The sequence below is a fragment of the Collimonas sp. PA-H2 genome (genome assembly GCF_002564105.1).
In the GTDB taxonomy this organism is placed as follows: Bacteria; Pseudomonadota; Gammaproteobacteria; order Burkholderiales; family Burkholderiaceae_D; genus Collimonas.
The window spans coordinates 5,438,838-5,463,742 of record NZ_PDBX01000001.1; the positions used below are offsets into that span (position 1 = coordinate 5,438,838).

General features: G+C 61.2%; 25 protein-coding genes. 16 read left to right on the forward strand and 9 right to left on the reverse strand.

Annotated elements, in window-relative coordinates:
* Window positions 1-149: 149 nt before the first annotated feature.
* Together BCF11_RS24970 and BCF11_RS24975 are read right to left on the reverse strand one after the other, a co-directional pair.
* Window positions 150-602, reverse strand: coding sequence for a DUF2846 domain-containing protein (locus BCF11_RS24970; RefSeq protein ID WP_098497142.1), 453 nt, complete (start codon window positions 600-602; stop codon window positions 150-152).
* Window positions 595-996 carry a hypothetical protein gene (locus BCF11_RS24975; protein ID WP_098497143.1) on the reverse strand — a complete coding sequence of 134 codons (402 nt, stop codon included), beginning with the start codon at window positions 994-996 and terminating at the stop codon, window positions 595-597. The genes BCF11_RS24970 and BCF11_RS24975 overlap by 8 nt, the downstream gene beginning before the upstream one ends.
* A gap of 150 nt (window positions 997-1,146) precedes the next feature.
* Between BCF11_RS24975 and BCF11_RS24980 the strand changes: the two genes are divergently transcribed.
* Genes BCF11_RS24980 through BCF11_RS24990 form a run of 3 tightly spaced genes read left to right on the forward strand, consistent with a single transcriptional unit; the run spans window position 1,147 to window position 3,585 of the window.
* Window positions 1,147-1,950 carry an ABC transporter permease gene (locus tag BCF11_RS24980; RefSeq protein ID WP_098497144.1) on the forward strand — a complete coding sequence of 268 codons (804 nt, stop codon included), beginning with the start codon at window positions 1,147-1,149 and terminating at the stop codon, window positions 1,948-1,950.
* 10 nt (window positions 1,951-1,960) lie between these two features.
* Complete coding sequence (locus BCF11_RS24985; RefSeq protein WP_098497145.1) at window positions 1,961-2,920, forward strand: MlaD family protein; 960 nt, start codon at window positions 1,961-1,963, stop codon at window positions 2,918-2,920.
* Complete coding sequence (locus BCF11_RS24990; RefSeq protein WP_199111040.1) at window positions 2,917-3,585, forward strand: hypothetical protein; 669 nt, start codon at window positions 2,917-2,919, stop codon at window positions 3,583-3,585. Before BCF11_RS24985 ends, BCF11_RS24990 begins: the two co-directional genes overlap by 4 nt.
* Window positions 3,586-3,643: 58 nt before the next feature.
* Here BCF11_RS24990 and BCF11_RS24995 read toward each other — a convergent pair whose 3' ends face one another.
* Complete coding sequence (locus BCF11_RS24995; protein ID WP_098497147.1) at window positions 3,644-4,924, reverse strand: lipase family protein; 1,281 nt, start codon at window positions 4,922-4,924, stop codon at window positions 3,644-3,646.
* A gap of 96 nt (window positions 4,925-5,020) precedes the next feature.
* On the reverse strand, window positions 5,021-5,911 hold the full coding sequence (locus BCF11_RS25000) for a transcriptional regulator GcvA (protein ID WP_098497148.1): 891 nt from the start codon (window positions 5,909-5,911) through the stop codon (window positions 5,021-5,023).
* A gap of 182 nt (window positions 5,912-6,093) precedes the next feature.
* Between BCF11_RS25000 and BCF11_RS25005 the strand changes: the two genes are divergently transcribed.
* From BCF11_RS25005 to BCF11_RS25040, 8 genes are all read left to right on the forward strand, one after another.
* The gene (locus BCF11_RS25005) at window positions 6,094-6,873 is read left to right on the forward strand and encodes a methyltransferase domain-containing protein (protein WP_098497149.1); all 780 of its coding nucleotides are present in this window, start codon (window positions 6,094-6,096) and stop codon (window positions 6,871-6,873) included.
* Between the two features lie 18 nt (window positions 6,874-6,891).
* A complete protein-coding gene (locus tag BCF11_RS25010; protein WP_098497150.1) occupies window positions 6,892-7,464 on the forward strand; it encodes a chromate transporter in 573 nt (190 codons plus the stop codon).
* On the forward strand, window positions 7,461-7,991 hold the full coding sequence (locus BCF11_RS25015; protein WP_098497151.1) for a chromate transporter: 531 nt from the start codon (window positions 7,461-7,463) through the stop codon (window positions 7,989-7,991). Before BCF11_RS25010 ends, BCF11_RS25015 begins: the two co-directional genes overlap by 4 nt.
* Window positions 7,992-8,058: 67 nt before the next feature.
* The gene (locus BCF11_RS25020; protein ID WP_098497152.1) at window positions 8,059-8,445 is read left to right on the forward strand and encodes a VOC family protein; all 387 of its coding nucleotides are present in this window, start codon (window positions 8,059-8,061) and stop codon (window positions 8,443-8,445) included.
* A gap of 82 nt (window positions 8,446-8,527) precedes the next feature.
* Window positions 8,528-9,907 carry an ATP-dependent RNA helicase DbpA gene (dbpA, locus tag BCF11_RS25025; RefSeq protein WP_098497153.1) on the forward strand — a complete coding sequence of 460 codons (1,380 nt, stop codon included), beginning with the start codon at window positions 8,528-8,530 and terminating at the stop codon, window positions 9,905-9,907.
* 376 nt (window positions 9,908-10,283) lie between these two features.
* Window positions 10,284-10,970 (forward strand): autoinducer binding domain-containing protein, encoded by a 687-nt coding sequence (locus tag BCF11_RS25030; protein ID WP_255407836.1) that lies wholly within the window; start codon window positions 10,284-10,286, stop codon window positions 10,968-10,970.
* A gap of 214 nt (window positions 10,971-11,184) precedes the next feature.
* Window positions 11,185-11,910, forward strand: a complete 726-nt coding sequence (locus BCF11_RS25035) for an acyl-homoserine-lactone synthase (RefSeq protein WP_098497155.1) — start codon at window positions 11,185-11,187, stop codon at window positions 11,908-11,910.
* 45 nt (window positions 11,911-11,955) lie between these two features.
* Entirely contained in the window at window positions 11,956-13,149 is a 1,194-nt protein-coding gene (locus BCF11_RS25040) for a low temperature requirement protein A (RefSeq protein WP_098497156.1), read from the forward strand.
* Window positions 13,150-13,168: 19 nt separating this feature from the next.
* On the opposite strand, the gene BCF11_RS25045 is transcribed toward BCF11_RS25040, so the two are convergent.
* On the reverse strand, window positions 13,169-14,113 hold the full coding sequence (locus BCF11_RS25045; protein ID WP_098497157.1) for an AraC family transcriptional regulator: 945 nt from the start codon (window positions 14,111-14,113) through the stop codon (window positions 13,169-13,171).
* Window positions 14,114-14,308: 195 nt separating this feature from the next.
* Between BCF11_RS25045 and BCF11_RS25050 the strand changes: the two genes are divergently transcribed.
* Complete coding sequence (locus BCF11_RS25050) at window positions 14,309-15,043, forward strand: SDR family oxidoreductase (protein ID WP_098497158.1); 735 nt, start codon at window positions 14,309-14,311, stop codon at window positions 15,041-15,043.
* 39 nt (window positions 15,044-15,082) lie between these two features.
* Here the strand turns inward: BCF11_RS25050 and tauC are convergent, their stop codons facing one another.
* From tauC to tauA, 3 genes are read right to left on the reverse strand one after another with little or no spacing between them, the layout of a single operon-like run.
* Entirely contained in the window at window positions 15,083-15,982 is a 900-nt protein-coding gene (tauC, locus tag BCF11_RS25055) for a taurine ABC transporter permease TauC (protein WP_199111042.1), read from the reverse strand.
* Entirely contained in the window at window positions 15,979-16,770 is a 792-nt protein-coding gene (locus tag BCF11_RS25060) for a taurine ABC transporter ATP-binding protein (protein ID WP_098497159.1), read from the reverse strand. The genes tauC and BCF11_RS25060 overlap by 4 nt, the downstream gene beginning before the upstream one ends.
* 9 nt (window positions 16,771-16,779) lie before the next feature.
* Window positions 16,780-17,784, reverse strand: coding sequence for a taurine ABC transporter substrate-binding protein (tauA, locus tag BCF11_RS25065; RefSeq protein WP_098497160.1), 1,005 nt, complete (start codon window positions 17,782-17,784; stop codon window positions 16,780-16,782).
* A gap of 322 nt (window positions 17,785-18,106) precedes the next feature.
* Between tauA and BCF11_RS25070 the strand changes: the two genes are divergently transcribed.
* From BCF11_RS25070 to BCF11_RS25085, 4 genes are all read left to right on the forward strand, one after another.
* A complete protein-coding gene (locus tag BCF11_RS25070; RefSeq protein ID WP_143751470.1) occupies window positions 18,107-18,394 on the forward strand; it encodes an XRE family transcriptional regulator in 288 nt (95 codons plus the stop codon).
* The gene (locus BCF11_RS25075) at window positions 18,391-19,689 is read left to right on the forward strand and encodes a type II toxin-antitoxin system HipA family toxin (RefSeq protein WP_098497162.1); all 1,299 of its coding nucleotides are present in this window, start codon (window positions 18,391-18,393) and stop codon (window positions 19,687-19,689) included. Before BCF11_RS25070 ends, BCF11_RS25075 begins: the two co-directional genes overlap by 4 nt.
* A gap of 91 nt (window positions 19,690-19,780) precedes the next feature.
* A complete protein-coding gene (locus tag BCF11_RS25080) occupies window positions 19,781-20,668 on the forward strand; it encodes a Dyp-type peroxidase (RefSeq protein WP_098497163.1) in 888 nt (295 codons plus the stop codon).
* 13 nt (window positions 20,669-20,681) lie between these two features.
* Entirely contained in the window at window positions 20,682-21,902 is a 1,221-nt protein-coding gene (locus BCF11_RS25085) for a winged helix-turn-helix domain-containing protein (protein ID WP_098497164.1), read from the forward strand.
* Window positions 21,903-21,919: 17 nt separating this feature from the next.
* On the opposite strand, the gene BCF11_RS25090 is transcribed toward BCF11_RS25085, so the two are convergent.
* Window positions 21,920-24,703, reverse strand: a complete 2,784-nt coding sequence (locus BCF11_RS25090; RefSeq protein WP_158229281.1) for an EAL domain-containing protein — start codon at window positions 24,701-24,703, stop codon at window positions 21,920-21,922.
* Window positions 24,704-24,905: the final 202 nt, after the last annotated feature.

Consider the following 24,905-nt stretch of genomic DNA (forward strand, 5'->3'; position numbering starts at 1 on the left):
ACTCATCTTATGCATACATAAACTTTCCCGTAAGCAATGCTATTTAATTTACCGACTTGGTGCAACAATAATTAACATTCATTGTGGCAAAAATGAAAAAAGCGGCTCGCAATGAGCCGCTTTGATTTACAAGACAACAAGCAGACAGCTTATTTAGCTGCAGTCGCTTCGCCGGTAAAACTGAGCGAAGGCAATTCCTTGCTGGCCAGTTCCGGCGTTTCCAAAGTTGGATTGATGCGGCCGGCAAGCACACCGAACGAAACGGCTGTCCGCACGTACTTGGTTTCACCCGCGTCCAGTGAAAAGCTCAAGGTCTTTTCAGTTTCAGTGGAGCTGGCGGCGCTGTATTGGCCGGCTGGCCGGTCAACATAGAAGAATCCGCCCGGTTGCGACTTGCCGACAACCTTATCATTCAGACGGATTTCCGGTTGAATCGCGGCGCCCATCATGGACGACGAACGGAAGAAGTAAATGCGGCCTTCGTCTGCCTTCAAGGTCGGAATGGAACTGGCCATTTCCGAATACTTTGCACCGCTGGCGCAACCGCTCAATACCGCTGCCAGTGCGACAGCTGCGAACAAGGGGCGAGACAATTTAATCATTTGAGACGTTTCCTATAGTTAAAAGTACACGGTTGGATAAAGCAGAATAATTTGACTCTCCCGGCAGATAGAATCCCACCAGCGCGGCATCGGAGATCACCAGGTAGGCTTCATGCACTTGTCTGCCTTCAATCGTGAATACGCTTTTGACAGGACGGAAAACCTGTCCTTGCGGCACATCGCCGGCGTAGCGCCAGATCGAATCGAGCGGAATGTCCCGCTGATAGCCGGTGTCGAGGGTGACGTGCGCCATCTTCAATATGCGGATCTGCCTGGCTGGCTGGGTTTGCGCCGTCAATGCAATTTTCGCCGGCGCGGTCGCCACCATCGGCGCGCAAGCTGTTAGCGCAAGGCTACTGGCTGCAATTAATGCAACTGAAAATTTTCTTATCATGTACGCCTTTCAATGAGCCATTGGATTATCAGGTTTTCAACTTGTATCTAAATGTATCAAACAAATAATACTGAAAATAGTGCAATTGAGCAAACAAATCCCTGGTCATATGAAGAACCGCTGCCAGAGTTGCTGCGTTATCATTGAACCATGTACCCAATTTCATCCCGCTACCTGAAACCCGAGCAATGGGCGGTGACCGCCATGCGCGCCGTGAGCAGCTGGTGGTCCATGCTGTACCTGGCCGGCATCGCGCTGGCCATGGGGTTTTCGCCATCCACCTACCATCGCGCCAACCGCAGCACCACCTATAGATACATCTACGCCAGCACCTGGCAAATCCTGCCCTGGTTCACCCTGCTCTCGACTTTGCTGAGCCTGGTGCTGATCCGCATCGTGATCATCACCGCCCTCAGCTACGGCCTGTCGCGCTATGCGCTGGAAATGGTGGTGCGGGTGCTGGTGCTGGAACTGATTCCGCTGTCTGCCGCGCTGTTCGTGGCGCTGCGCGCCGGGCTGGCCTTCAATTCCGCGGGCTCGCCGCTGAGCGCCGCGATGGCCGCGCAAAACTCGGCGCAATTCGAAATCGCGCAACTGCAGCTGGACCTGGTCCCTCGCGTGATTGCCAGCGCCTTCTCGGTAGCGACCCTGGCCACGGTCAGCGGCGTGATCGTGCTGCTGCTGGCGTATGTGAACGTATATGGCCTGAGTCCCTGGGGCCTGCTCGACTACACCCGCACTGTCGGCCGCGTCTTCGACCCGGTGGTCACCATCGGCTTTGCGCTGAAAACCCTGCTGTTCGGGCTGGCGGTGGCCGTGATCCCGGTGGCCGCCATCCTCGAAGCCGCGCGCCGGAAAGTCAATCTCTCTTCCACTTTGCAGCCAGGCGCAACCCGCTTGCTGTTCGTGCTGGTCCTGATCGAGGTCGGGGCGCTGGCAGTGAAATACATTTAACTGAAAAACCATGACACCTGCCCCTGAATCCCCTGCTCCCGCCCCACCGCCGCCGGCCCACGTCGAGTTCAAGGCGCTGCTGCTGCTGATCCTGATGGGCGCCCTGGTCGCCGGCTTTGTCTTGTATGTGATGTATGCGCGCGGCGTCTTCGAAAGTACCCAGCGGCTGGTGCTGATTTCGGATGACTCCGAGGGCGTGCTGGTAGGCATGGACCTGACCTTCTCCGGTTTTCCGATCGGCCGCGTGCAGCGCATCGACCTTGGCAAGGATGGCAAGGCCCGCATCTTGATCGACGTGCCGCGCAAAGACGCCAACTGGCTGCGCACTTCCAGCGTGTTCACGCTGGAGCGCGGCCTGGTCGGCGACACCCGCATCCGCGCCTTCACCGGCGTGCTGGACGATCCGCTGCTGCCGCCGGATTCGGAGCGCGCAGTACTGCGCGGCGACACCGCCGCGGAAATTCCGCGACTGGTGGCGACTGCCCGTGAATTACTGGAAAACCTGCAAACCATCACCGCCGCCGATTCCAGCCTGAGCACCAGCCTGGCCAACGTGCAAGCCGTGACCGGACGCCTCAACGGCCAGTACGGCGTGCTGGGCGGCGCACTGGGCGGCGATGAAAACGCCAAGAAAATCATCGCCACCCTGGACCGCGTCAACGCCCTGCTGGCCAAGGCTGACCAGCGCGTGTTTGGCCAGCCCGGCGGCAAGCCTGGCGTGATGGACGACGCGCAAGCGGCGATTATCCAGCTCAACGGCGTCTTGAGCGACGCCCGCAACAGCCTGAAGAAAGTCGACGCCGTGCTGGCGGAAGCACAGGCGGTCGGCAGCAATGTCCGCATCGCCAGCAATGACCTGGGCGCCCTGCGCGCCGAAGTGGATGCGAGCTTGCGCAAAGTGACGCAGCTGGTGGATGAAATCAACCGCAAATGGCCCTTCGCCCGCGATACGGAACTCAAACTGCCATGAAAAAACCATCCCCTTGCCGGTCCGCCCTGCTCGGCCTGCTCACCGTGACGCTGGCCGCCTGCAGCAGCAAGCCGCCGCAACCTGACTGGCAAGGCAATGCCTACAGTTCCCTGCAGAGTTTTTCTTCGGCCTACCTGAGCGGCGACACACGGGTTGCCGAGGTCGAGTTTGCCCGCGCCCGCGACGCGGTCGCCAGCACCGGCCGTCCAGACCTGGTGGCGCGCGCCGAGCTGATGCGTTGCGCCGCGCGCGTCGCCAGCCTTGAATTCGACAACTGCGCCGGCTTCCAGCCGCTGGCGCCGGATGCCGATGCAGCAGAACGCAGCTATGCGGCCTATCTGAACGGTCAATGGCAGGGGCTGGACAGCAGCTTGCTGCCGGCCCAGCACCGGAGTGTTGTCAGCAGCGGCCAGCTGGGCGAGATCCAGGACCCGCTGGCGCGGCTGGTGGCCGCCGGCGCACTGTTAAAAAGCGGGCGCTTGACGCCAGCCGATATCGCGACCGCGACCGAGACCGCCTCTGCCCAAGGCTGGCGCCGGCCCTTGCTGGCCTGGCTGGGAGTACAGTCGCAGCGCGCCAAAGCCGCCGGCGACGCCGATGCACAGGCGCGCCTGCAACGGCGCATGGATCTGGTGGCCAAGCCGCTGTCTAAGCCAAACAATTAGCTAAGTTTGCGGCATGGATCAAGCCTGCATGAACCCATGCCGCCGATCCTGCGCAAGCTCAGGGCGGCGGCGTCAGCGCGGCGCAATTCGAGGTGATCGGCTGGCCGGCAAACAGTTTCTGCACGAAGGGCTTGGAATCCACCAGCGAAGCCAGCACCGTGCCGTCATGGTCCTGGCCGGCGTAATAATGCTGCTCGACCGTGCTGCCGGCGGCGCAGGCATCCTTGGCGAACAAGTATTGGACAACCGTCGGGATATCCGTATCCAGGGTGCCGGTGCCGACGAACATCGGGCCGGCGAACTTGACCGTCGGATAATTTGAATATTGCAGCACCTGGGTTGCCCAGGCGGTGACGTCAGCGCTGAATACATCCGAGGTGACCAGCTTGTTCTGGTTGATGTAGTCCACGATCGGCCCCAGGCACTGGGTCGCCACCACTGAATAAAACGCCTTGCCCTTGGCGGTCAAGTGATCCGACAGCAGGAAATTCGGAATCACCCTTTCCGCAGTGCCGTAACCAAGCCAGGCGTAGGATTCGAGCGTCCCCAGCACCGCGGTGAAGCCGGTGGTCGGCACCTGCGCCGTCAGCGCATTCAGGTAGGCCAGCACGCTTTGCAGCTGATAAGGCACGCCGGTGGCGACAGTCCCCAGCAATTTCAGTTCCGGCGCATAAGTCGGCGCATAGCCGGCCGTGGCGATGGCTCCCTGCGCGCCCTGCGACTGGCCGACGATCACTACCGAACTGGAAAGCTGCGGGAAATTCTTGATGGCGGCGCGGACACCGTCCAGCACGCTGTAGGCTTCCGCCCGCGAGTGCAGATACGGATGCAGGCTGGGCGTGCCGAGCCCCTGGTAGTCGGATGACACCACGGCATAGCCTTGCGCCAGCCAGGCATCCAGATAGTCGACATCGCGCGGGTCGCGCGTGGTCCAGGACGGCGCGCAAATATCGGCTACGCCGACAGTGCCGTGTGCCCAGGCGATCACCGGCCAGCCGCCGGCCGGCGGCGTCCCCTTGGGCAGCTGCAGATCGCCGGAAACATAGTTGGCGGTCTTGCCGTCGTCGCCATCGGTGGAACTGTAGAGAATGCGGATCCCTTGCGCAGCATTGGGCAGCACCAGTGCGGCAGGCATTGCTTCCTGCTGCAGCAATACGCCAGGTGTCGCCGGAATTATTCCATCCCATCGGTAAAAGGCAGAGACGCCGCCGTCGGCTGTGAAGGTCTTCGATTGCGGCGTCAGTCCATCGCCGCTGCCGCCGCCGCAGGCGGCAAGCAGGAAGCACAGCAAGGTGGCGGCAAGGAATTGCGAAGGCTGCTTGAGTCCGGTAACGCGCATGGGTGTCTCCTCATTGATTTATTTTTTAATCTGATCTGAGTCCAAAACGGCCGCAACCATTATGCATCACTATCTGCACGGCTAGTTACAAACGGATCAGCGCCGCGCTTCCTGCTGCAGCCAATCGCAGAAATGCCTGATCAGCGGCGATTCAGCCTGATGCCGCGCCACGATCCACCAGTAGCTTCTGGTGCGGATCACCGGTTCGGCCAGCGGCGTCACCAGGCGGCCGCTGGCCAGCTCGTCGGTAATCAGCGGCAACGGCCCGAGCGCTACCCCGAGACCGTCGATGGCGGCCTGCAAAGCCAGGTAAAAATGGTCGAAGGATTGTTTTTTCCTGCACTGGGCCGGCGCCACGTCGGCGGCTGTCAGCCAGTTCGGCCAGGCGTCCGGCCGCGTATCCGAATGCAATAGTGTATGCGCGGCGAGATCGCTGGCGACCCGGATCGGCGCCCGCGCCAGCAATGCCGGGCTGCACACCGGCAGTTCGCTCTCTTCCAGGAATTCTCCGTATTCGCAGTTCGGCCAGTGGCCGGGACCACGGCGGATCGCGACGTCGAAACGCTCTCCCGCCTCGCCCAGCGGCTGCTGTGAGGTGGAAGTAGACAACTTCAGCTCCACTCCCGGATACAGGCGCTGGAAGCCGCTCAGGCGCGGCAGCAGCCAACGCATCGCAAACGTCGACAAGGCATTAATGTGCAGCACGCGCACCGTGCCGGATTCGCGCAGCAGCCTGGTGGCGGCGGCGATATTATCGAAGGCCGCTTGCACCGTGAGCAGGTAGCGGCGGCCGTCGTCGGTCAGCTGCACGCGCTTGCCGATGCGATGGAATACCGGCATGCCCAGCCATGCTTCCAGCGCTGCCACCTGGCGGCTGACCGCGCCATGCGTCACATGCAGCTCTTCGGCAGCGGCCGAGAGATTTTCAAAGCGGGCAGCGGCTTCAAACGCGCGCAACGCTTGCAAGGGGGGAAGTTTTCTAGACATGCTTGTGATTATAAGTCACAAGTCAACGGCAAAAAAGTCGATTTGTAGAAGTCTGGATTGTCTGTAACATGCGTCTATCGAATCAGTATTTACCGGCGCTTCAGGCATAAACGGCGATTCCGCCCGAGATCGGACAAGATAGACCCTGACAACCAAGCTTGTGATAAATCCTAGGAGAAAACATGAAAATCGCCAACGATATTTGGGATGCAAAACAATATATGCTCTTCGGCAATGAGCGGCTGCGCCCTGCACTCGATCTGCTGGCCTACGTGCCAGAACAGGAGCCCCGGCAGGTAGTCGACCTTGGCTGCGGCACCGGCAATGTCTCGGCGCTGTTGAAAGCGCGCTGGCCGGCGGCTGACGTGCTGGGCGTCGACAGCTCCGCCAATATGCTGGAAGCCGCTGAGGCAGCGGTGCCAGAGTGCCGCTTCCTGCGCGCCGACCTCAGCCAGTGGCAGGCCGACGGCTTGCTGGACGTGATCTATTCGAACGCCACCCTGCAATGGCTGCCCGACCACTCCACCCTGATTCCGCGCCTGCTGTCATTCCTACGGCCTGGCGGCTGGCTGGCGCTGCAGATGCCGGCCATGCAGGATACGCCACTGCGCCAGGTGCAAGCGGAACTGGCCGGCTCGCCGACGTTTGCGCCCTACATGGGCAAGTTAAAGCCGCAGCCGGGCATCCTCAGTGCGGAAAGCTACTACGACCTGCTGCGCCCGCACAGCGCCACGCTGGATATCTGGGAAACCACTTATCTGCACACCTTAAGCGGCGAAGATGCGGTCGCCAACTGGGCTGCCGGCACCAGCTTGCGGCCATATCTGGACGCCTTGCCCGAAGAACAGCGCGAGAACTTCCGCGCCGCATATGCGGTGGCGATGCGCGAAGCCTATCCGCAACGTGAAAACGGCATCACTCTGCTGCCTTTCAAGCGCCTGTTTATCGTCGCCCACGTATAAGCTATCCTGACGCCGACAATGACTACAGAAACAATCCTCAGCGACAAAGACGCCCTCAGCGCAACGCCCACCACGCGCGAATTATTCGCCGGCTTTCTCTCGCTCAGCCTGATCGGCTTCGGCGGCGTGCTGCCGCTGGCGAGGCGCATGATTGTGGAGCAACGGCGCTGGCTGGATGCCGGACAATTCACTGAAATGCTCGGTCTCTGCCAGTTCCTCCCCGGCGGCAACATCATCAACCTGGCGGTAGCGATCGGCATGCAGTTCCGCGGCCTGTCCGGGGCCCTTGCCTCGCTGCTGGGCCTGATAGCCGCGCCTTCGGCGATCGTGATCGGCCTCGGCGTGGTCTACCAGCACTTCCAGCACGACGCCCAGATCCAGCATCTGTTTGCCAGCCTGGCGGCAGCCGCTTCCGGCCTGCTGATCTCGATGGCCTTGAAGATGCTGCTGCCGCTCTTGAAGAAGCCGGTGCCGCTGCTCATCGCCGCCCTGTTTTTCCTTGCCATTGCGCTGCTGCGGCTACCCTTGCTGCCGACCATGCTGGTGCTGGCCCCGCTCAGTGTGCTGCTAACCTGGAAGCTGCCGTCATGAGCGCCACCTTGATTTCCCTGGCGGCGATTTTCAGCCAGCTGTCGCTATTGGCGTTCGGCGGCGGCAACACCATCCTGCCGGAAATGCAAAGGCAGGTGGTCGATATCCATCATTGGATGTCGGCCCAGGACTTCAGCGCCATGTTCGCCCTGGCGCAGGCGGCGCCGGGGCCGAACATGATGGTGGTGACACTGGTGGGCTGGCATGTAGCCGGCTGGCCTGGGGTGCTGGTGACGACGCTGGCCAAGTTCGGTCCATCTTCGATCCTGACCGCCATCGTGCTGCATCTGTGGCAACGTTTCAAGGACAAGCCCTGGCGCGCCATCGTCCAGGCCGGGCTGGTGCCGATGACAGTCGGCCTGGTGGCGGCCAGCGCCGCATTGATCACCGAAGCCTCGGCGCGCACCTGGGGCCTGGCCGCGATCGCCGGCGGCTGTGCGCTGATCACCTTCAGGAGCAAGGTCCATCCGTTGTGGGTGCTGGCGGCCGGCGCGTTGCTGGGCCTGAGCGGCATCGGGCAGTATTGAGCGCATGCCGCCGGGATGGTCTCAAGGTATAGTTACGCCACCACGGCTAACTAAATCTTGACCCCACATGCACATCTCCGGCATCCATCACGTCGCCATCATCGCCTCGGATTACCAGCGCTCCAAGCGTTTTTATACCGAGCTGCTGGGCCTGGCGATCGTCGCCGAAACTTACCGTGCCGAGCGCGACTCCTATAAACTCGACCTGCGCACGCCGGACGGCGTCCAGCTCGAGCTGTTTTCATTTCCCGCGCCGCCGCCGCGTCCAAGCCGGCCGGAAGCCTGCGGCTTGCGCCACCTGGCGTTCCGAGTGCCGGATGTCGAGGCCGCCGCACAGGAATTGCGCGACAAGGAGATCGTCGTAGAAGCCATCCGTATCGACGAGCTCACAGGCAAGCGTTTTACGTTTTTCGCCGACCCTGACGGCTTGCCGCTTGAGCTGTACGAGCAGTAGTTATTTAACAAGTAGCGCTGCGGCGCTGGCCCTATGCCGGCCCAGCTGTTAGACTTGCCTCCCTTTTAAGCAGGCGACCTTCATGAAAACCACCTCATTCTCCAATCTTCCGCTGGCGCCGGCGCTACTCAGCAACCTCGATAGCCTCGGCTATCACGAGATGACCACGATCCAGGCGCAGAGCCTGCCGGTGATCCTGGAGCGGCGCGACCTGATCGCCCAGGCCAAGACCGGCAGCGGCAAGACCGCCGCCTTCGGCATCGGTATCCTGCACAAGCTCAATCCCAGTTATTTCGCGATCCAGGCGCTGGTGCTGTGCCCGACGCGCGAGCTGGCCGACCAGGTGGCGAAAGAACTGCGCCGGCTGGCGCGCTTCGCCGACAACGTCAAGATCCTGACCCTGTGCGGCGGCACGCCGATGGGGCCGCAGATCGGTTCGCTGGAGCATGGCGCGCATATCATCGTCGGCACCCCGGGCCGCATCCGCGACCATATCGGCCGCGGCAGCATCAATCTCGGCACGGTGCAGACGCTGGTGCTGGACGAAGCCGACCGCATGGTCGACATGGGCTTCTACGAAGAAATCGCGGGCATCGTCAGCGCCTGCCCTGCACGCCGCCAGACCCTGCTGTTTTCCGCCACCTATCCGGACGATATCCGCAAGGCCAGCGCTGAATTCCTGCGCGATCCGGCGCAAGTCAAGGTCGAGGCGCAGCATGACGAAGGCCGCATCGAGCAGCGCTTCTACGAAGTTAGCTACGAAGGCCGCAACGCCGCCGTGGCGCAGCTGCTGAACCATTACAAGCCAGTCTCGACCATCGCCTTTTGCAACACCAAGATCCATTGCCGCGAACTGGCCGACGAATTGCGCGCCCAGGGCTTCAGCGCGCTGGCGCTGTATGGCGAGCTGGAGCAGCGCGAGCGCGACGAAATCCTGGTGCGCTTCGCCAACCAGAGCTGCTCGGTGCTGGTGGCGACCGACGTCGCCGCCCGCGGCCTGGATATCCAGACCCTCGGTGCGGTAATCAACGTCGACGTTTCCAAGGACACCGAAGTCCATATCCATCGCATCGGCCGTACCGGCCGCGGCCAGGAGCGCGGACTGGCGCTGAGCTTGTGCGCGCCGAATGAAAAGAAATGGGTCAAGCTGATCGAGGACTACCAGCGGGGACCGGTCAGCTGGTTCGACCTGGCGGAGCTGGAACCGGGCTATGGCGAGCCGCTGACCGCGCCGATGCTGACCTTGTGCATCATGGGCGGCAAGAAGGACAAGCTGCGTCCTGGCGATTTGCTGGGTGCCCTGACCGGCGATGTCGGCCTGAGCAAGGAACAGGTCGGCAAGATCAGCGTCTTTGAATTCGTCACCTATGTCGCGCTGGACCGCCGCATCGCAAAACAAGCGTTCGGCAAGCTCAGCAACGGCAATATCAAAGGCAAGACTTTCAAGATGCGTTTTATCTGATTTCAGGCGCCGGCGACAGCGGCGATCCGGCCCATTCAGGGCTGATGTGGACATATCAACAATATTATTCGAATGTGCACTCGATTATTTGTCTATGTCCGTCATAGTAAAAGTGTGTTAAATTTCTAAATGGAAACTTTTTTGCGGACGCGGAAATCCGAGGCCCGTGTACCGCAACTGACGCCAAAAAAAGGCATCCAAATGCTAGCTGAAGTGATGTTGCTGCGCCGTTTTCCAGCCCGCGATCGATATAAGCATTAAACCTTATCCGATCGGGACTGCTGCCGGCGCTGCGGCATGAGAAAAGACTTTCCTTCCATGAAAAACACACATTTTTTACGGGAGTGCAGGTATGGTTGATTGGCAAGAACAACAAATGCAGTCACTGTTGAGCGCGAAATCCGCGCCCATTCTATTTGATTCACTATCAGAAATCGTCAAGCGACTGGGTTTCGATTACTGCGCTTACGATATGCGCCTGCCGTGGCCTGTGGCCCAGCCGAAGGTGATTAGTTTGAATAACTATTCTCCGGGCTGGCAACAGCGCTACAACCAGGAGCACTATGAAAGGATAGACCCCACTGTCAGCCATGGCAGGAATTCCTCCTTGCCGATGATCTGGTCCGACCAGAACGTCGCCAGCAACCGGCCGTTCTGGGAAGATGCCCGCTCGCATGGCTTGCACGCCGGATGGGCGCAATCCCGCCACGACGCCAAAGGGATATGCGGCTTGCTCAATCTGTCGCGCTCGAACGACCATGTGTCTCAAAAGGAATTGCGTGAAATTTCTCACCAGCTGTCCTGGCTGGTGGATGTGGCGCACGAGGGGCTGTCGCTGCTGCTGATCGAGAAGCACATGCCGGAAGCCGCCAGCCAATTGACCGCGCGGGAAATCGAGGTGCTGCGCTGGACGGCCGACGGCAAGACTTCGGGCGAGGTTAGCGAGATCATGAATATTTCCGACCGCACGGTCAATTTCCATATCTCGAACACCTTGAAAAAACTCAACGCCACCAACAAGACGGCGGCGGCGATCAAGGCCGCCATGCTCGGCATCTTGTAGTCACGAGCCGGGCAAGCGCATCACCACACAATCCGGCCCCGGCCGGATTTTTTTCGTCTGGCTACTGTGTCGGCAGCTTGCCTCTTGTACAAGGCAGGCAAGCATGCCTGCACCCGTATTGCCTGTCCGCGCAACTGTAAACCTTTACAGTTACGCCGAGCCCCTATGACATCCCAAAATTAACAAATACGCACTCTTATGAAAGACATCAGCGATGAAAATCATTTCCGGGGCCGCCGATGAGCTGTCAAATGAACTTTTTTCCAAAATATGCCGCTACCGCCACAAGGTCTTCGTCGAAACCCTGGGCTGGGAACTGGATACCAAAGAAGGCGTCGAACTGGACCAGTTTGATCATGCCGGCACCATCTACGTAGTAGCACAGGACCAGGACGGCGAAGTGATCGGCTGCGGCCGCCTGCTACCGACCCGCCAGCCGTATCTGCTGAGCGAAGTGTTCCCCCAACTGTTGAAAGGCGCGGCGCCGCCATGTCATCCTGAGATCTGGGAATTGTCGCGCTTTGCCGCCATGGATTTCAACAAGAAGAGCGACACCGCGCTGGACCAGGTGTCGTCGTCGATCGCCGTCAAGCTGCTGCAGGGTTCGATTGCCTGCGCCGCCCGCCTCGGCGCCAAGCGCCTGGTGACGGTCTCGCCGATAGGCATGGAACGCTGGCTGCGGCGCGGCGGCTTTACGATCCAACGGCTGGCGCCGCCGATGAAGGTGGATGGCCACGCCTTGTTTGCCTGCCTGATCGAAGTGCAGAAAAGCCCCCCATCCTGGTCGGCGAGCAACCGTTTATCAATAGCCAGCCGGTCGTCCGCAAGCTGGAGCAGCCGCGCTGGCACACCGTGCAGAGTGCACAATCGGCCTTGTCGGAGGCTTGATCGGGAATGGTCCGCGGTAATTGACACGCGGCCGAAGCATCCTTTATTGTGAAAGGCGAGTGCAGTAGCCGGCGCCTGACAATAAAAGGAAATAGCGATGAATATCTGGGGTGAAGCCAACCTGCTGCGGGCGCGCGACGGCCACGAAGCCAAGGTGTTGTCGGTCGAACTGTTCTTCGACCTGGTCTATGTCTTTGCCGTCACCCAACTGTCCCATCACTTGCTGGAAAACCTCACCCCGCTAGGAGCCCTGCAAACGCTGGTGCTGTGGTTCGCGGTCTGGCTGGTCTGGCAATATACCTGCTGGGTGACCAACTGGTTCGATCCCGACACCCTGCCGATCCGCCTGATGCTGTTCACCGTCATGCTGGTCGGCCTGGTAATGTCGGCGGTATTGCCGGCTGCATTTGGCGAACGCGGGATGATTTTTGCGGTGTGCTACGCCGCCATGCAGATCGGCCGTACGCTGTTCGTGGTGCTGCATCTGGGGAACAACCACGCCCTCAGCAAGAATTTCCAGCGCATGCTTGGCTGGCTGTGCATCTCGGGGGCGCTGTGGATCGCTGGCGGTTTGTCCAGCGCCGAATACCGGCTGCTGTTCTGGATGGCAGCAGTGGCTTGCGAATACTTTTCGCCGATGATCGGCCTGTGGCTGCCCGGCATGGGCCGCTCCCAGACGCAAGAGTGGACCATCGAGGGCGGCCACCTGGCCGAGCGCTGCCAGCTGTTCGTGATCGTGGCGCTGGGCGAATCGATCCTGGTGACCGGCGCCACCATCGGCCACATGGCCAGCTGGGAAATGCCGACCCTGATTGCCTTCCTGGTCGCTTTCCTGGGCAGCCTGGCGATGTGGTGGATCTACTTCGACACTAGCAGCCAGGCCGGCACCGAAGCTATCGTCACCTCCAACGATCCGGGGCGCATCGGCGCTTATTTTCACTACACCCACGTGATCATCGTCGCCGGCGTGATCATTACCGCGGTCGGCAACGAACTGGCGATTGCGCATCCGGCCGGCCATATCGACACCAAATCGTTGGCAGTGCTGATCGGCGGCCCCATGACTTACCTGCTCGGCAACGGTATCTACAAGACCGTGGTGTACCGCCGCTTCCCGTTCTCCCACATGATCGGGCTGGCATTGCTGGCGATCCTGATCCCGTTCGCCTACCTCACCGACCAGCTGATGATTGCCGGCCTGACCACCGTGATACTGATCGTGGCGGCAATACAGGAAGCCGTTTCACGCCGCAGCGGCGTCAGGCAGCACGCGGCCAGGCACGCCGAATAAGGCGGCGGCCCAGCCTGCCCTAGGCTGGACTGACCCCGGCTTGGCCGGCGCTACGCAAGCGGGCGGCGTCGCGCGCGGGTGGCGCGCCGAACATGCGGTTGTACTCGCGGCTGAACTGCGAGGGACTTTCGTAACCGACCAGATGACCCGCAGTCGCGGCGTCGCCGACCTCGGTGAACAACAGCCGGCGCGCCTCCTGCAGCCGCAGCTGCTTCTGGAATTGCAGCGGCGTCATGGCGGTGACCGCCTTGAAATGCTGATGCAGCGAGGAAGAACTCATATTGGCTTCGCGCGCCAGGCTTTCAATGCGCAGCGGCAGCCGGTAATCGCGCTTGATCAGCTCGATGGCCTTGACCACGTGCTGCGCCTGGCTGTCGGACATGGCGATCTGCTGCAGCATGCTGCCCTGCTCTTCCTGCAGCAGGCGGTACAGGATTTCGCGCATCGCCAGCGGCGCCAGCACCGGGATATCCTGCGGCGCAGCCAGCAATTGCATCAGGCGCAGCACAGCATCCAGCAAACTGGTCGTGGCTTTGCTGACAAACATGCCGCGCGCCGGCGCATCGCCCTTCTTTGCCCGCAGTTCAGTGGCCATCATCAGGTCGCCGATTTCTTTCGGGTCAAGATCCAGCCGCAGGCACAGATACGGCAGTTCCGGCGAGGCTTGCGTGACCTGCCCGGTGACCGGCAAATCGACCGACACCACCAGGTAGCTCGCGGAGTTATAGACATACACTTCGTCGGCCAGTATCGCCCGCTTCTGGCCCTGGGCGATGATGCACAAGGCCGGCTTGTGCAAGGCGTGCACCGGGACCGACGGCTGCGACATGCGCACCACGTTGAGCGGCGCGATCGCCGTCTGGTGTACGCCGTCGGTGGCGGCGTATTGCGCAATCAGGCGCGCCAGCTCGATTTGTTGCAGCGACACCGCGCGTTCTGCCGAAATTGCTTCTGGATCTGTCATTTTCTGCCTCATTTCCTGCCGTTTGCAAGCTTAGCCCGAGTCTACTATTTTTCGATCTGCGGCGCCGCTGCCCACCCCCACATTTGGAGGATCGTGCAAGAAGTTGCGGGGATCCGGCTATCTGCGCCTGGCCGCCGCGCCCTACAGTGCAGGCATGCCCGGCGCCTCCCGCCCCGGGTTCACAAGGAGAGATACATGTCTGGAATCAAAGATAAGGTTGTTGTCATCACCGGCGCCAGCAGCGGCATTGGCGAAGCCACCGCCCGCATACTGGCGGTACATGGCGCACGGGTAGTGCTGGGCGCGCGCCGCACCGAGCGCCTGGAAACCCTGGCGGCATTGATCCGCACGGCTGGCGGCATAGCAGAATATCAAGCCCTCGATGTCACCAAACGCAGCCAGCTTGAGGATATCGTGGCGCTCGCCAAAAGCCGTTTCGGCCGGGTCGACGTCATCGTCAACAATGCCGGCGTCATGCCGCTGTCGATGCTGGATCAGTTGAAGGTAGACGAATGGGAGCGCATGGTGGATGTCAATATCAAGGGCGTGCTGTACGGCATTGCTGCCGTCTTGCCAGTCATGCAAGCCCAGGGCAGCGGCCAGATCATCAACCTGGCGTCCACCGGCGGCCATAGGGTCTCGCCCAGCGCGGCGGTGTATTGCGCCACCAAGTTTGCGGTACGGGCGATTTCGGAAGGCTTGCGCCAGGAAGTCGACAACATCCGGGTCACCATCATTTCGCCCGGCGTTACCGAATCGGAGCTGGCCGACAGCATCAGCGATCCGGACGCCAGGCTGAGAATGGAAGCATTCCGCAAGATTTCGATCTCGGCCGAGGCGGTCGCGCGGACAGTGCTGTTTGCCATCGAACAGCCGGCCGACGTTGACATCAACGAGATCCTGGTGCGCCCTACCGCCAGCCCGCACTAAGACAGGGAAAACCGCAGGCCAGCCAGGACCAGCCTGCGCCTATGCCCGTCCCTCCCACGGCACGTATTTGCGCTGCAGCCGGCGCAAGCCATATTCGAATGTCGAGGCAATCAGGGCAATCACCAGGATGCCCATGATGACGACGTCGGTCACCAGGAACTGTGCCGCCGACTGGATCATGAAACCTAGCCCGCGGGTGGCGGCGATCAGTTCTGCCGCAACCAGGGTCGACCAGCCCACGCCCAGGCCGATGCGGACGCCGGTCAAGATATCGGGCACGGCCGACGGCAGGATCACGAAGCGCACCAGCTGCCAGCGGGTGGCGCCGAGCGTCTGCGCCGCCCGCAAGCGGTTCTGCTCGACCCGGCGCACGCCGTGCAAGGTGGCGATCGCCAGCGGCGCAAAGATCGCCAGGTAGATCAGCAGCACTTTCGACAGCTCGCCGATGCCGAACCAGATCACGATCAGCGGCAGGTAAGCCAGCGGCGGAATCGGCCGGTAGAACTCGATCAGGGGATCGAACACCGCCCTGGCGCGCCGGCTCAGTCCGATCAGGATGCCGACCGGAACCGCACTGACAATCGCCAGCAGCAGCGCCGCAAACACGCGGGCGACGCTGGTTGCCGCATGCTGCCATAAGGTGGCGTCGACAAAGCCTTCGAGCGCCACCGTCTTGAATTTTTGCAGCACCGCCAGCGGCGACGGCAGGAACAGCGGCGGCACCAGCGCCAGCGCGCTCACCAGCCACCAGAGACCAAGCAAACCCAGCACGGTCAGCAGCGTGATGCTGCCATCGGAAACGACAAACCCTGCTTTGGACCTGGCCATCGCTGGCTCACGGCGGCTGGTTTGCCAGGCGGCCGGATACGGCGCCAGCATCTGCGCTACCGGATCGTGCGGCAGCTCAAGCGGCGCCAGGGTAACGGACAATTCGCTCATGCATATGCCTCCTCTGAGACGCCGTCCGCCCGCGGATGCAAAAGCTGCTCCAGGATTTCTTCGCGCAAGCTGACAAAACGCGGATCGGACTTGATGCTGCGGGCCGCTTCGCCGGCAGCAAAGCGCTCGCCGAAATGCAGCCGGCGCACGCTCTCGACCCGCCCCGGCCGCGCCCGCAGCAACACCAGGTCGGTCGCCAGGAACAGGGCTTCCTCGACGCTATGGGTAATCATGAAAATGCCTTTGCCGGTGGTTTTCCATACCTGCAGCAAGTGCTCTTGCATCTGTTCCCTAGTCAGGGCGTCCAGCGCCCCCAGCGGCTCGTCCAGCAGCAGGAAGCGCGGATCGACCGCCAGGGCCCGCGCCAGGCTGACGCGCTGGCGCATGCCGCCCGAGAGTTCCCAGATGGCGGCATCAGCATAATCCAGCAGGCCGGTAAGCGCCAGGTACTCGCGCGCCTTGGCCTGGCGCTGTTGCGGCGACTGCCCGGCCAGGCGCAGGCCGAAGGCGACGTTTTCCTGCACGCTTTGCCATGGCAACAAGGTGTCGCTCTGGAACACCACGCCGCGTTCGGCGCCGGGACCGCTGATCGGCTGGCCGTCGATGCTGACGCTGCCCGCGGTCGGCAGCAGAAAGCCGGCGATCAGGTTGAGCAGAGTGGTTTTGCCGCAGCCGGAGGCGCCGATCACCACGGTAAAGCGGCCATCGTGCAAATCCAGCGAAAGGTCGCGCAAGACCGGCCACGGCGCCGACGGATAGCTCACGCTGGCTGCTTGCAAACGGATCATGTCAGCTCCTTATTGCGCCGCGGCCTGCCTGGCGAATGCCGGATTCACATACGGCTGGTAGTCAGGCAGCACGCGCTCGACCTTTTTCTGCTCTTGCAGGAAGCCGGAGGTGGCCGCCAGCGCCTGCACGGTGGGACCGCTGAGCAGCAACTGCTGTTCGCTCAGCGTCGGAAAACCGCTGCCGGCCAGCAGTTCCGCGATATCGGTCTGCTTGGCAGCCGTCAGGCGGGCAATTTTCTCGAACTGCGCTGAACCGGCTTTCCATTCCGCGCCGTGGGCGCGATAGTCGGCGTAGGCCTGGCCGGTGACTTTGACAAAAGCGGTAACGAAATCAGGATGCTTCTGCGCGAAATCCTTGCGCACGATCCAGGCGTCGAAGGTCGGTGCGCCCCACTTGGCGACTTCGGCCGAGTTGGTCAGGACTTTGCCGCTTTCCTTGACCTTGCCGAGCGCCGGGTCCCAGACATAGGCGGCATCGATATCGCCGCGCTGCCATGCCGCCGTGATTTCCTGCGGCCTCAGGTTCAGGATCTGCACCTTGGCAGCCGGAATGCCCCAATGCTTGAGCGCGGCCAGCAGGCTGTAATGCGTGGTCGAGACGAAAGGCACGGCGATCTTTTTGCCGATCAAGTCTTGCGCACTGGCGATGCCGCTGCCATTGCGCACCACCAGGGCCTCCGCCTGGCCGATCTGCGCTGCGACCAAGATAGTTTCTATCGGCAGTTCGCGCGTCGCCGCGGCTGCCAAGGGGCTGCTGCCGACATAGCCGACCTGGATATCGCCGGATGCCACAGCGGTTATCACATCCGCGCCGCTGTCGAATTTTTTCCAGTTGATTTTCCAGCCGCTGGCTTTTTCATAGGCGCCGTCGGCCTGTGCAATTTTGGCGGGTTCTACCACCGTTTGATAGGCGATGTTGACTTCCTGGCCTGCACCCGATGCCGAACCGGCAGCGGCGACAATTGCGGTAGCTGCGGCCAGAACCGGCAAGCGTTTCAGAATATTTGTAAGCATGCTTTCCCTCGGTGATTGAATGATCAGGCGCTTACAGTGCTGTCAGGACTGTTACCGCTCTGTTATCCACGTTAATCGATTCAAGCGATTTGCAAAACGAAGGTTTTCGGAGATGCTTAGTTGGTTTCTGCGGGGCAGCATCATGTCGGCCGGCAAGCGATGCGGCACAAGAATAGCGAGTGCTTTCCACCTGTGGCAGCCAATAAATAGATATTAAACTATCCTTTTTATATATAAAGATACTAATCTATCTTTTTCATAAAAGAGATACTATACTATCCTTAACTAATCAATAGATAGCTTATTATCCACCATGAAAACCTTGAGCGAACTTTCTTCCATCCTCCGCCATGCCAAGGCCAGGCTGGCGCTGCCGGTAGTCGCCATGAGCCGTGACAGCGGACTGACCGCCGTCACGATACGCGGCGTGCTTTCGGGCAAAAACGATCCCCGCCTCAGCACCTTGATGACGATTGCCGACCAGTTAGGGCTGGAACTGATGCTGCTGCCGAAAACCATGGCATCTTCGATTGCCGCGCAAGCTCCCGCTGAAGACGAGGTGCAAAGCCTGGTCGCTGCCGCGCTGGCGTGGCCAGGGAGTGCTAAATGAACCTGAGCGCACTGGATATTTTCATTGGCGAGCGCCAGGCCGGCATCCTGTTCCAGTATGGCGACATGCTGCGCTTCCAGGTCGATCCCGCCTATGCGCAAGACCCGCAGCGCCCCACGCTGTCGCTCTCGATGCGCGCCGCCACGCCGCAACAAGACATGGCGCTGCTGCTCAATCCGCTGGCGGCAATCTTCAACTCGCCAGGCAAGATGCGGCTGCCGGCCTTCTTCCAGAACCTGTTGCCGGAAGGCGTGCTGCGCAAGCAGATCGCCCTGGAGCGCCAGTGCGCGGAGGACGATCATTTCGAGCTGCTGGCCGCCTGCGGCCGCGATTTGCCGGGCGCGGTGCGCGCCATCCCAGCCAGGCTGACACGGGCGCTGATGACGCGCCTGGTGACCCAGGACAAGGAAGCTATCGAAGAAAGCGTGATGGCAGCGCCGCTGGTCGACGGCGTCTCGATTTCCGGCATGCAGCCTAAGCTGGCCCTGATCCTGGAAGGCGGCCGCTATGTCAGCCGCACCCGCCACAAAGACGCCCACATCATCGGCAAACTGCCAACCGCACAATATGATCACTTGCCGGAAGTAGAACACCTGTCGCTGCAACTGGCGCGCGCCGCCGGCGTGACCGTATGCGAGGCCAGCCTGCAACCGCTGGCAGCGATCATGGCCGAACATGCGGCGGATGAAAATCAGCGGTTTCTGGCGGTACAGCGCTTCGACCGCGACCAGCCGGGGCGACTGCATGTAGAGGACTTTTGCCAGATCCTCGGAGTCGATCCGGACAAAAAATATACCGGCGCCACCTATGCCGACATGGCGCTGGTGATGCAAGCCGTGCCCGAGCTCGGCACGGCAGCCTGCCATGAGCTGCTGCGGCGCATTACAGTCAATGAGCTGATCGGCAATTATGACGCGCACCTGAAAAATTTCGGCATCCGCTACCTGGCCGACGGCCGCATCGAATTCTCGCCCGCCTACGATGTCGTAGCGTATAGCGTGTACCTGAACGGCAGCGGCCATGCGCTCAAGTTTGCCGAGGGCCAGGCCAAGCGCTCCTTCCTGTCGCCGCAAACCCTGCGCGCCTTCGCCAACCGCAGCGGCATGCTGGAGCCGCCGCTGCGCCAGGTGATCGCCGATGTCTGCAAAAAAGCCATGCAAGCATGGCCCGGCCTGATCGCCGCCAGCCAGCTGCTGCCGCATCAAAAGCAGCGCCTGAACGACTATTTCATGGGCCGCGACATTATCGCCGGCTTGCGCAAGCGACAGGCAAGGCTGGCGGCAAAAGCACAATAAAGAGCAGGATTTTTGCCGCCCTGTTCGCAAATGATTGCCAGAATCCGCTAATATCAATCCCCTCCTCCCTTCCCTCGCTCAAGGAAAAGCAATGCCCGTAACTGCAGATCTCGCCCAACCCGGAATCCTACAGCCGCTTCCGCCACTCGGCCGTTCGCTCACATTTCGCTTGGTCGGCCCCGATCCGCGCGCTGCGTTGCTGCGCTTGCGCGACACCTTCGAGGCTGACTGGGGCATCGTCGGCCTGGGTTTGCCGCTGATCCAGGCCTTGGACCAGCATGTCGCAGGCTTGCGGGCCTTCCCCGCGCTTGACGGCGTCGGCTGCAGCGCGCCGTCGACCCAGCAAGCGCTGTGGATCCTGCTGCGCGGCGACGACCGCAGCACGCTGTTCGAACGCAGCGCCCAGTTGGTCGCCCTGCTGGCCGAGGCGCTGGTGCTGGACAATAGCCAGGACACCTTCCGCTATCGCGACAGCCGCGACCTGACCGGCTATGAAGACGGCACCGAAAATCCGCAAGACAACGCCGCAGTAGACGCGGCCTTGGTGGCGGAAGGCGCCGGCCGCCAGGGCGCCAGTTTTGTCGCGGTACAGCGCTGGATCCATGATCTGTCGCGTTTCCGCGGATTTCCGGCAGCGCAGCGCGACGCCACCATCGGCCGCCGCATCAAAGACAATGAAGAAATCGAAGACGCGCCGGAATCGGCCCATGTCAAGCGCAGCGCGCAGGAGAGCTTTACCCCTGAGGCTTATATGGTGAGGCACTCCATGCCTTGGGACAACGGCATGCAGCAAGGCACCGAATTCATCGCTTTCGGCGAATCCAGCGATCGCTATGAAAACGTCCTGCGCCGTATGCTCGGCCATGAAGACAATATCGTCGACGCCCTGTTCAGCTTTTCGCAGCCGGTTACCGGCGGCTACTACTGGTGTCCGCCGCGTCTGGGCCAGCGCCTCGACCTGCAAGCGCTGGCGCTCTAGGAACAGCGCCGGCATGGACACCATCCAGCTCTCGCTGCCGGCAGCGCGCGCCCTGCAGCTGGCGGCTCAAGGATTGCTGAATCCGCCGCGCAGGAAAGCCGTCAAGCAGGACGTGCTGGCCGCCATCCGTCAGATGGGCGTATTGCAGATCGATACTATCCACGTGGTGGCGCGCAGTCCCTACCTGGTGCTGTGGAGCCGCCTCGGCAGTTACCCGCAGAACTGGCTGGAAGAATTGCTGGAAGAGCGCCAGCTGTTCGAATACTGGGCGCACGAAGCCAGCTTCTTGCCGATCGAGGATTACGGCCTGTTCCGGCACCGCATGATCGACCCCGGTTCGATGGGCTGGAAATATTCGGCCAAGTGGATGGACGAGCATCGCGCCACCATTGAAAAGCTGCTGCAGCACATCCGCGAGAACGGCCCGGTGCGCTCCGCCGATTTCAAGCGCACCGACGGCAAGGGCGGCGGCTGGTGGGAATGGAAGCCGGAAAAACGTTCGCTCGAAGTGCTGTTTACCGCCGGCCGGCTGATGATCGCCAAGCGCCACAATTTTCATCGGATCTACGACCTCGCCGAGCGCATCCTGCCGGACTGGGACGATGCCCGCATGCCATCCAACGCCGACACCCTGCGCACGCTGCAGCTGAAAGCGGTGCAGGCGCTGGGCGTGGCCAAAGCCAGCTGGATAGGCGATTATTTTCGCACCGCCAAGAGCCGCCCTGATCCGGATCCGGAAACACTGGTGGCAGACGGCAGCCTGCTGAAAGCCAGCGTGGAAGGCTGGCAGCAGCCTGTCTACATCCATCCGGCCCATCGCCAGCTCGCATTGGACGCCGCCGCCGGCTTGCTGAAACCGACCGCCACCAGCCTGCTGTCGCCGTTCGATCCGCTGGTATGGGACCGCAAACGGGCGCTGGAACTGTTCGATTTCGATTACCGGCTGGAATGCTATACGCCCGAGACCAAGCGCAGCTACGGTTACTTCACGCTGCCGATCCTGCATCGCGGTGCGCTGGTGGGCCGGCTCGACGCCAAAGCGCACCGCAGCCAGGGCATATTCGAAGTCAAGGCGCTGTACCTGGAAGCCGACACGCGGCAAACCCAGCGGCTGGCCAGCGAGCTGGCAACGACCTTGCAGCGCTTCGCTGCCTGGCACGGCACGCCGCAGGTGGCGATCGGCAAATGCACTCCGCGCGCGTTCCGCAGCATGCTGAAAGCTGCGCTGGACTAAGCTTTCATTGCCAGCCTCTAGCTGGCTTTCAGCAGATTCCTGTCGGTGTCTATGCCGAAGGCCTGGGGCCGGCCGATGCCGTAGCCCTGGGCAAAATCCACTCCGATCTCAGTCAGCGTGCCGATGATCCGCTCATTGATGGCAAATTCCGCAATCGTCTGCTTGCCCATCAGATGACCAATCTTGTTGATCGCCTCGACCATGGCATAGTCGGTCGGGCTGTTCAACATGTCTTTCACAAAACCGCCATCGATCTTGATGAAGTCGACCGGCAGGTTTTTCAGATAAGCGAACGAAGACATGCCGGCGCCGAAGTCATCCAGAGCAAAACGGTAGCCGACGCTTCTCAGTTCCTGGATGAAGTGGGCGGCCTTGGCAAAATTGGCGATGGCGCTGGTCTCGGTAATTTCAAAGCAGATGATTTCCGGCGCAATCCCGAATTTCACATGCTGCTCCTGCACGAAATGCAGGAAATTGCTGTCGCCCACGCTGGTGCCGGACAGGTTGATGGCGCAAGTCTGTATATTCAGGCCCTGCCCTTGTTTTTTCATCCGCGCCAGCGTCGCGTAGACGGTAGCGACCACCCAGCGGTCGATGGCCGGCATCAGGTTGTAGCGTTCCGCGGCCGGAATGAAGACCATCGGCAGCACCAGATTGTCGTCCTTGTCCAGCATCCGCAACAGGATCTCGAAATGCACGCCGTGGCTTGGCTTCTGGCCCAAGGCTACGATTTCCTGCGAGAACAGGCAGAATCTTTCGTGCGTGAGGGCTTCGTTGATGCGGGTGATCCATTCCATCTCGCCATGCCGTATCGACAGCTCGCTGTCGTCCAGGCGGTATTCGTGCACCCGGTTGCGACCCTTTTCCTTGGCCAGGTAGCAGGCGGCATCGACCGCGCTCATGATCTGCCCCAGCGTATGCATTTCACCGGCCAGGTTGATCAGGCCGATGCTGACGCCGATGCTGAACGGCTTGTTGGACCAGACAAACTGGAAATCGGCGACGGTCTGCCGCAAGCCTTCGGCAATCCGCAGGGAATGTTCGACTGGGCAGTTTTCCAGCAAGACGCCGAACTCGTCGCCGCCCAGGCGCGCGATGGTGTCGGTATCGCGCAAACGCTGCTTCAGCAACACGCTGACCTGGCGGATCAGTTCGTCGCCGGCGGCATGCCCGCAGGTATCGTTGACCACCTTGAACTGGTCCAGGTCGAGGTACAGCACGGCATGCTGGCGCTGCTGGTCGCGCGAGGTGATCATCGCCACCGTCAGGCGCCGCTCGAACTCGCGGCGATTGATGAGGCCGGTCAGTTCGTCATGGCTGGCCTGGTAGGACAGCTGCGCCGCATATTCGCGGTCCTTGCTGACGTCATGCAGCACCAGCACGGTGCCGATGGTCTCGCCGCTCAGGTTGCGGATCGGTTCGGCCGACAGGTTGACCGCGACTTCGCTGCCGTCGTCGCACACCAGCAGCAGGTTGGAGGCGTTTTCGATCGGCATGCTGTTGTCGAGGATCTGGTGGATCAGGTCTGGCACCCGGTTGCCGGAGGTTTCGCCCACCACGTTCAGGATTTTTTCCAGCGGCAGGCCGCGCGCCGACGCCAAAGTCCACCTGGTGAGGATTTCAGCGGTCGGATTAAGGTATTCGACCAGGCCGTCGGTGCTGAGCGTGATCACCGCCTCGCCTATCGATTCCAGCGTGACCTGGGCCCGTTCCTTGGCAGCGTACAACTGCTCTTCGGCGCGTTTGCGGGCGGTAATGTCGGTAAACGAACCAGCCATGCGCACCGGCTTGCCGGCGGAATTGCTGGTCGACTGCGCACAGGAGCGCACCCAGCGCAATTCGCCCGACTTGGTCACCACGCGGAACTCGATGTCGCACGGCGAATTGTCGTGCAGATGCGAAGTAAGCTTGGCGCGCACCGCATCCAGGTCCGAAGGATAGATGCAGTTCAGGAATTGCAGCGGCGTCGGCTCGTCGTCTTCCAGCGTATAGCCCAGCAACTCCTTCAGGCGCGGCGAATAGTAGATGTTGTCAGCCTGGATGTCCCAGTCCCACAAACCATCGTTGCTGCCCAGCATGGCCAGCTGCAGCCGTTCCTCGCTGATCTTCAGCGCCTCCTTGAACTGGTCGCTCTTGATCAGGATAAAGCGCGAAATCCAGCTGCCGAAAATCATCAGCCCGATGGCGATCGCCAGCGTTGCATACAGCAACAGGCTCTGCACCCGGCGCGAGGATTCACCCAGGCTGGCGGAAAAGCGTAGTTCCAGCGGCGTCAGGCGGGCGTCGATCTCACGGATGCGGGCGATGCTGGCGATCATCGCCACCGGATCGGGATTGCCTGCCGCGATCGCGGCGTGCAAGCGCTGGGCTTCTAGATTGAGTTGCTGGATCAGGCCGTCGCCGGTCTTCCAGTTAGCCAGAGGCTCGCTCAGCAGGCTGAAATTCTTGAAGTTACGATACAGGCTGACGATGCCGTCGATATCGTCCGGATGATTGCCGCCATCGAGAAAACCCTGGCGCACCAGCTGCATGTCCGGCCTAGGCTTGTCCAGTTCATTGCGTGCGCGCTGATCGCCCATCGGCACCGCCAGCGCCTTCAATACTTTCTGATAGTCGGCGTCGGCCTGGGTCACCGCGTACTGGTTCAGGTGGAATACCGCCTCCTTCTGCGCTTTCGACCAGAGGCTCTCGCCGCCGACAAAAGCCCGTACCGAAGACAGGATATTCATGCTGAACGCCAGCAGCCCCACCATCAAGGCGACAATCGCCAGGAACGGCAGGATCACCTTGATCCAGCGCATGCCGCTATCCAACGTCAAAAATTTCTTCAATCGCTGCATCGCAAGACCTCGCTGTAACAGTTAAACCGTTAGAAAGCTTGAGCCGAATGAGAGACCATGCAAAAAAAGAAACTACTTGCTTATCTTGGTACGAATACCCCATCATACGGCCAATAGTTTCTCATTAGCAAGTCGATCGTGAGGGGTCATGAAATGCGTCTTA

Coding starts and splice junctions, on each gene's coding strand:
- BCF11_RS25020 (WP_098497152.1), top strand. CDS start 8,059: ATGCACATCTCCGGCATCCATCACGTCGCCATCATCGCCTCGGATTAC.
- BCF11_RS24990 (WP_199111040.1), top strand. CDS start 2,917: ATGAAAAAACCATCCCCTTGCCGGTCCGCCCTGCTCGGCCTGCTCACC.
- BCF11_RS25050 (WP_098497158.1), top strand. CDS start 14,309: ATGTCTGGAATCAAAGATAAGGTTGTTGTCATCACCGGCGCCAGCAGC.
- BCF11_RS25035 (WP_098497155.1), top strand. CDS start 11,185: ATGAAAATCATTTCCGGGGCCGCCGATGAGCTGTCAAATGAACTTTTT.
- dbpA (WP_098497153.1), top strand. CDS start 8,528: ATGAAAACCACCTCATTCTCCAATCTTCCGCTGGCGCCGGCGCTACTC.
- BCF11_RS25080 (WP_098497163.1), top strand. CDS start 19,781: ATGCCCGTAACTGCAGATCTCGCCCAACCCGGAATCCTACAGCCGCTT.
- BCF11_RS24970 (WP_098497142.1), bottom strand. CDS start 602: ATGATTAAATTGTCTCGCCCCTTGTTCGCAGCTGTCGCACTGGCAGCG.
- BCF11_RS25005 (WP_098497149.1), top strand. CDS start 6,094: ATGAAAATCGCCAACGATATTTGGGATGCAAAACAATATATGCTCTTC.
- BCF11_RS25040 (WP_098497156.1), top strand. CDS start 11,956: ATGAATATCTGGGGTGAAGCCAACCTGCTGCGGGCGCGCGACGGCCAC.
- tauC (WP_199111042.1), bottom strand. CDS start 15,982: ATGAGCGAATTGTCCGTTACCCTGGCGCCGCTTGAGCTGCCGCACGAT.
- tauA (WP_098497160.1), bottom strand. CDS start 17,784: ATGCTTACAAATATTCTGAAACGCTTGCCGGTTCTGGCCGCAGCTACC.
- BCF11_RS24985 (WP_098497145.1), top strand. CDS start 1,961: ATGACACCTGCCCCTGAATCCCCTGCTCCCGCCCCACCGCCGCCGGCC.
- BCF11_RS24975 (WP_098497143.1), bottom strand. CDS start 996: ATGATAAGAAAATTTTCAGTTGCATTAATTGCAGCCAGTAGCCTTGCG.
- BCF11_RS25010 (WP_098497150.1), top strand. CDS start 6,892: ATGACTACAGAAACAATCCTCAGCGACAAAGACGCCCTCAGCGCAACG.
- BCF11_RS25030 (WP_255407836.1), top strand. CDS start 10,284: ATGCAGTCACTGTTGAGCGCGAAATCCGCGCCCATTCTATTTGATTCA.
- BCF11_RS25000 (WP_098497148.1), bottom strand. CDS start 5,911: ATGTCTAGAAAACTTCCCCCCTTGCAAGCGTTGCGCGCGTTTGAAGCC.
- BCF11_RS25060 (WP_098497159.1), bottom strand. CDS start 16,770: ATGATCCGTTTGCAAGCAGCCAGCGTGAGCTATCCGTCGGCGCCGTGG.
- BCF11_RS25045 (WP_098497157.1), bottom strand. CDS start 14,113: ATGACAGATCCAGAAGCAATTTCGGCAGAACGCGCGGTGTCGCTGCAA.
- BCF11_RS25075 (WP_098497162.1), top strand. CDS start 18,391: ATGAACCTGAGCGCACTGGATATTTTCATTGGCGAGCGCCAGGCCGGC.
- BCF11_RS24980 (WP_098497144.1), top strand. CDS start 1,147: ATGTACCCAATTTCATCCCGCTACCTGAAACCCGAGCAATGGGCGGTG.
- BCF11_RS25090 (WP_158229281.1), bottom strand. CDS start 24,703: ATGCGCTGGATCAAGGTGATCCTGCCGTTCCTGGCGATTGTCGCCTTG.
- BCF11_RS25085 (WP_098497164.1), top strand. CDS start 20,682: ATGGACACCATCCAGCTCTCGCTGCCGGCAGCGCGCGCCCTGCAGCTG.
- BCF11_RS25015 (WP_098497151.1), top strand. CDS start 7,461: ATGAGCGCCACCTTGATTTCCCTGGCGGCGATTTTCAGCCAGCTGTCG.
- BCF11_RS24995 (WP_098497147.1), bottom strand. CDS start 4,924: ATGCGCGTTACCGGACTCAAGCAGCCTTCGCAATTCCTTGCCGCCACC.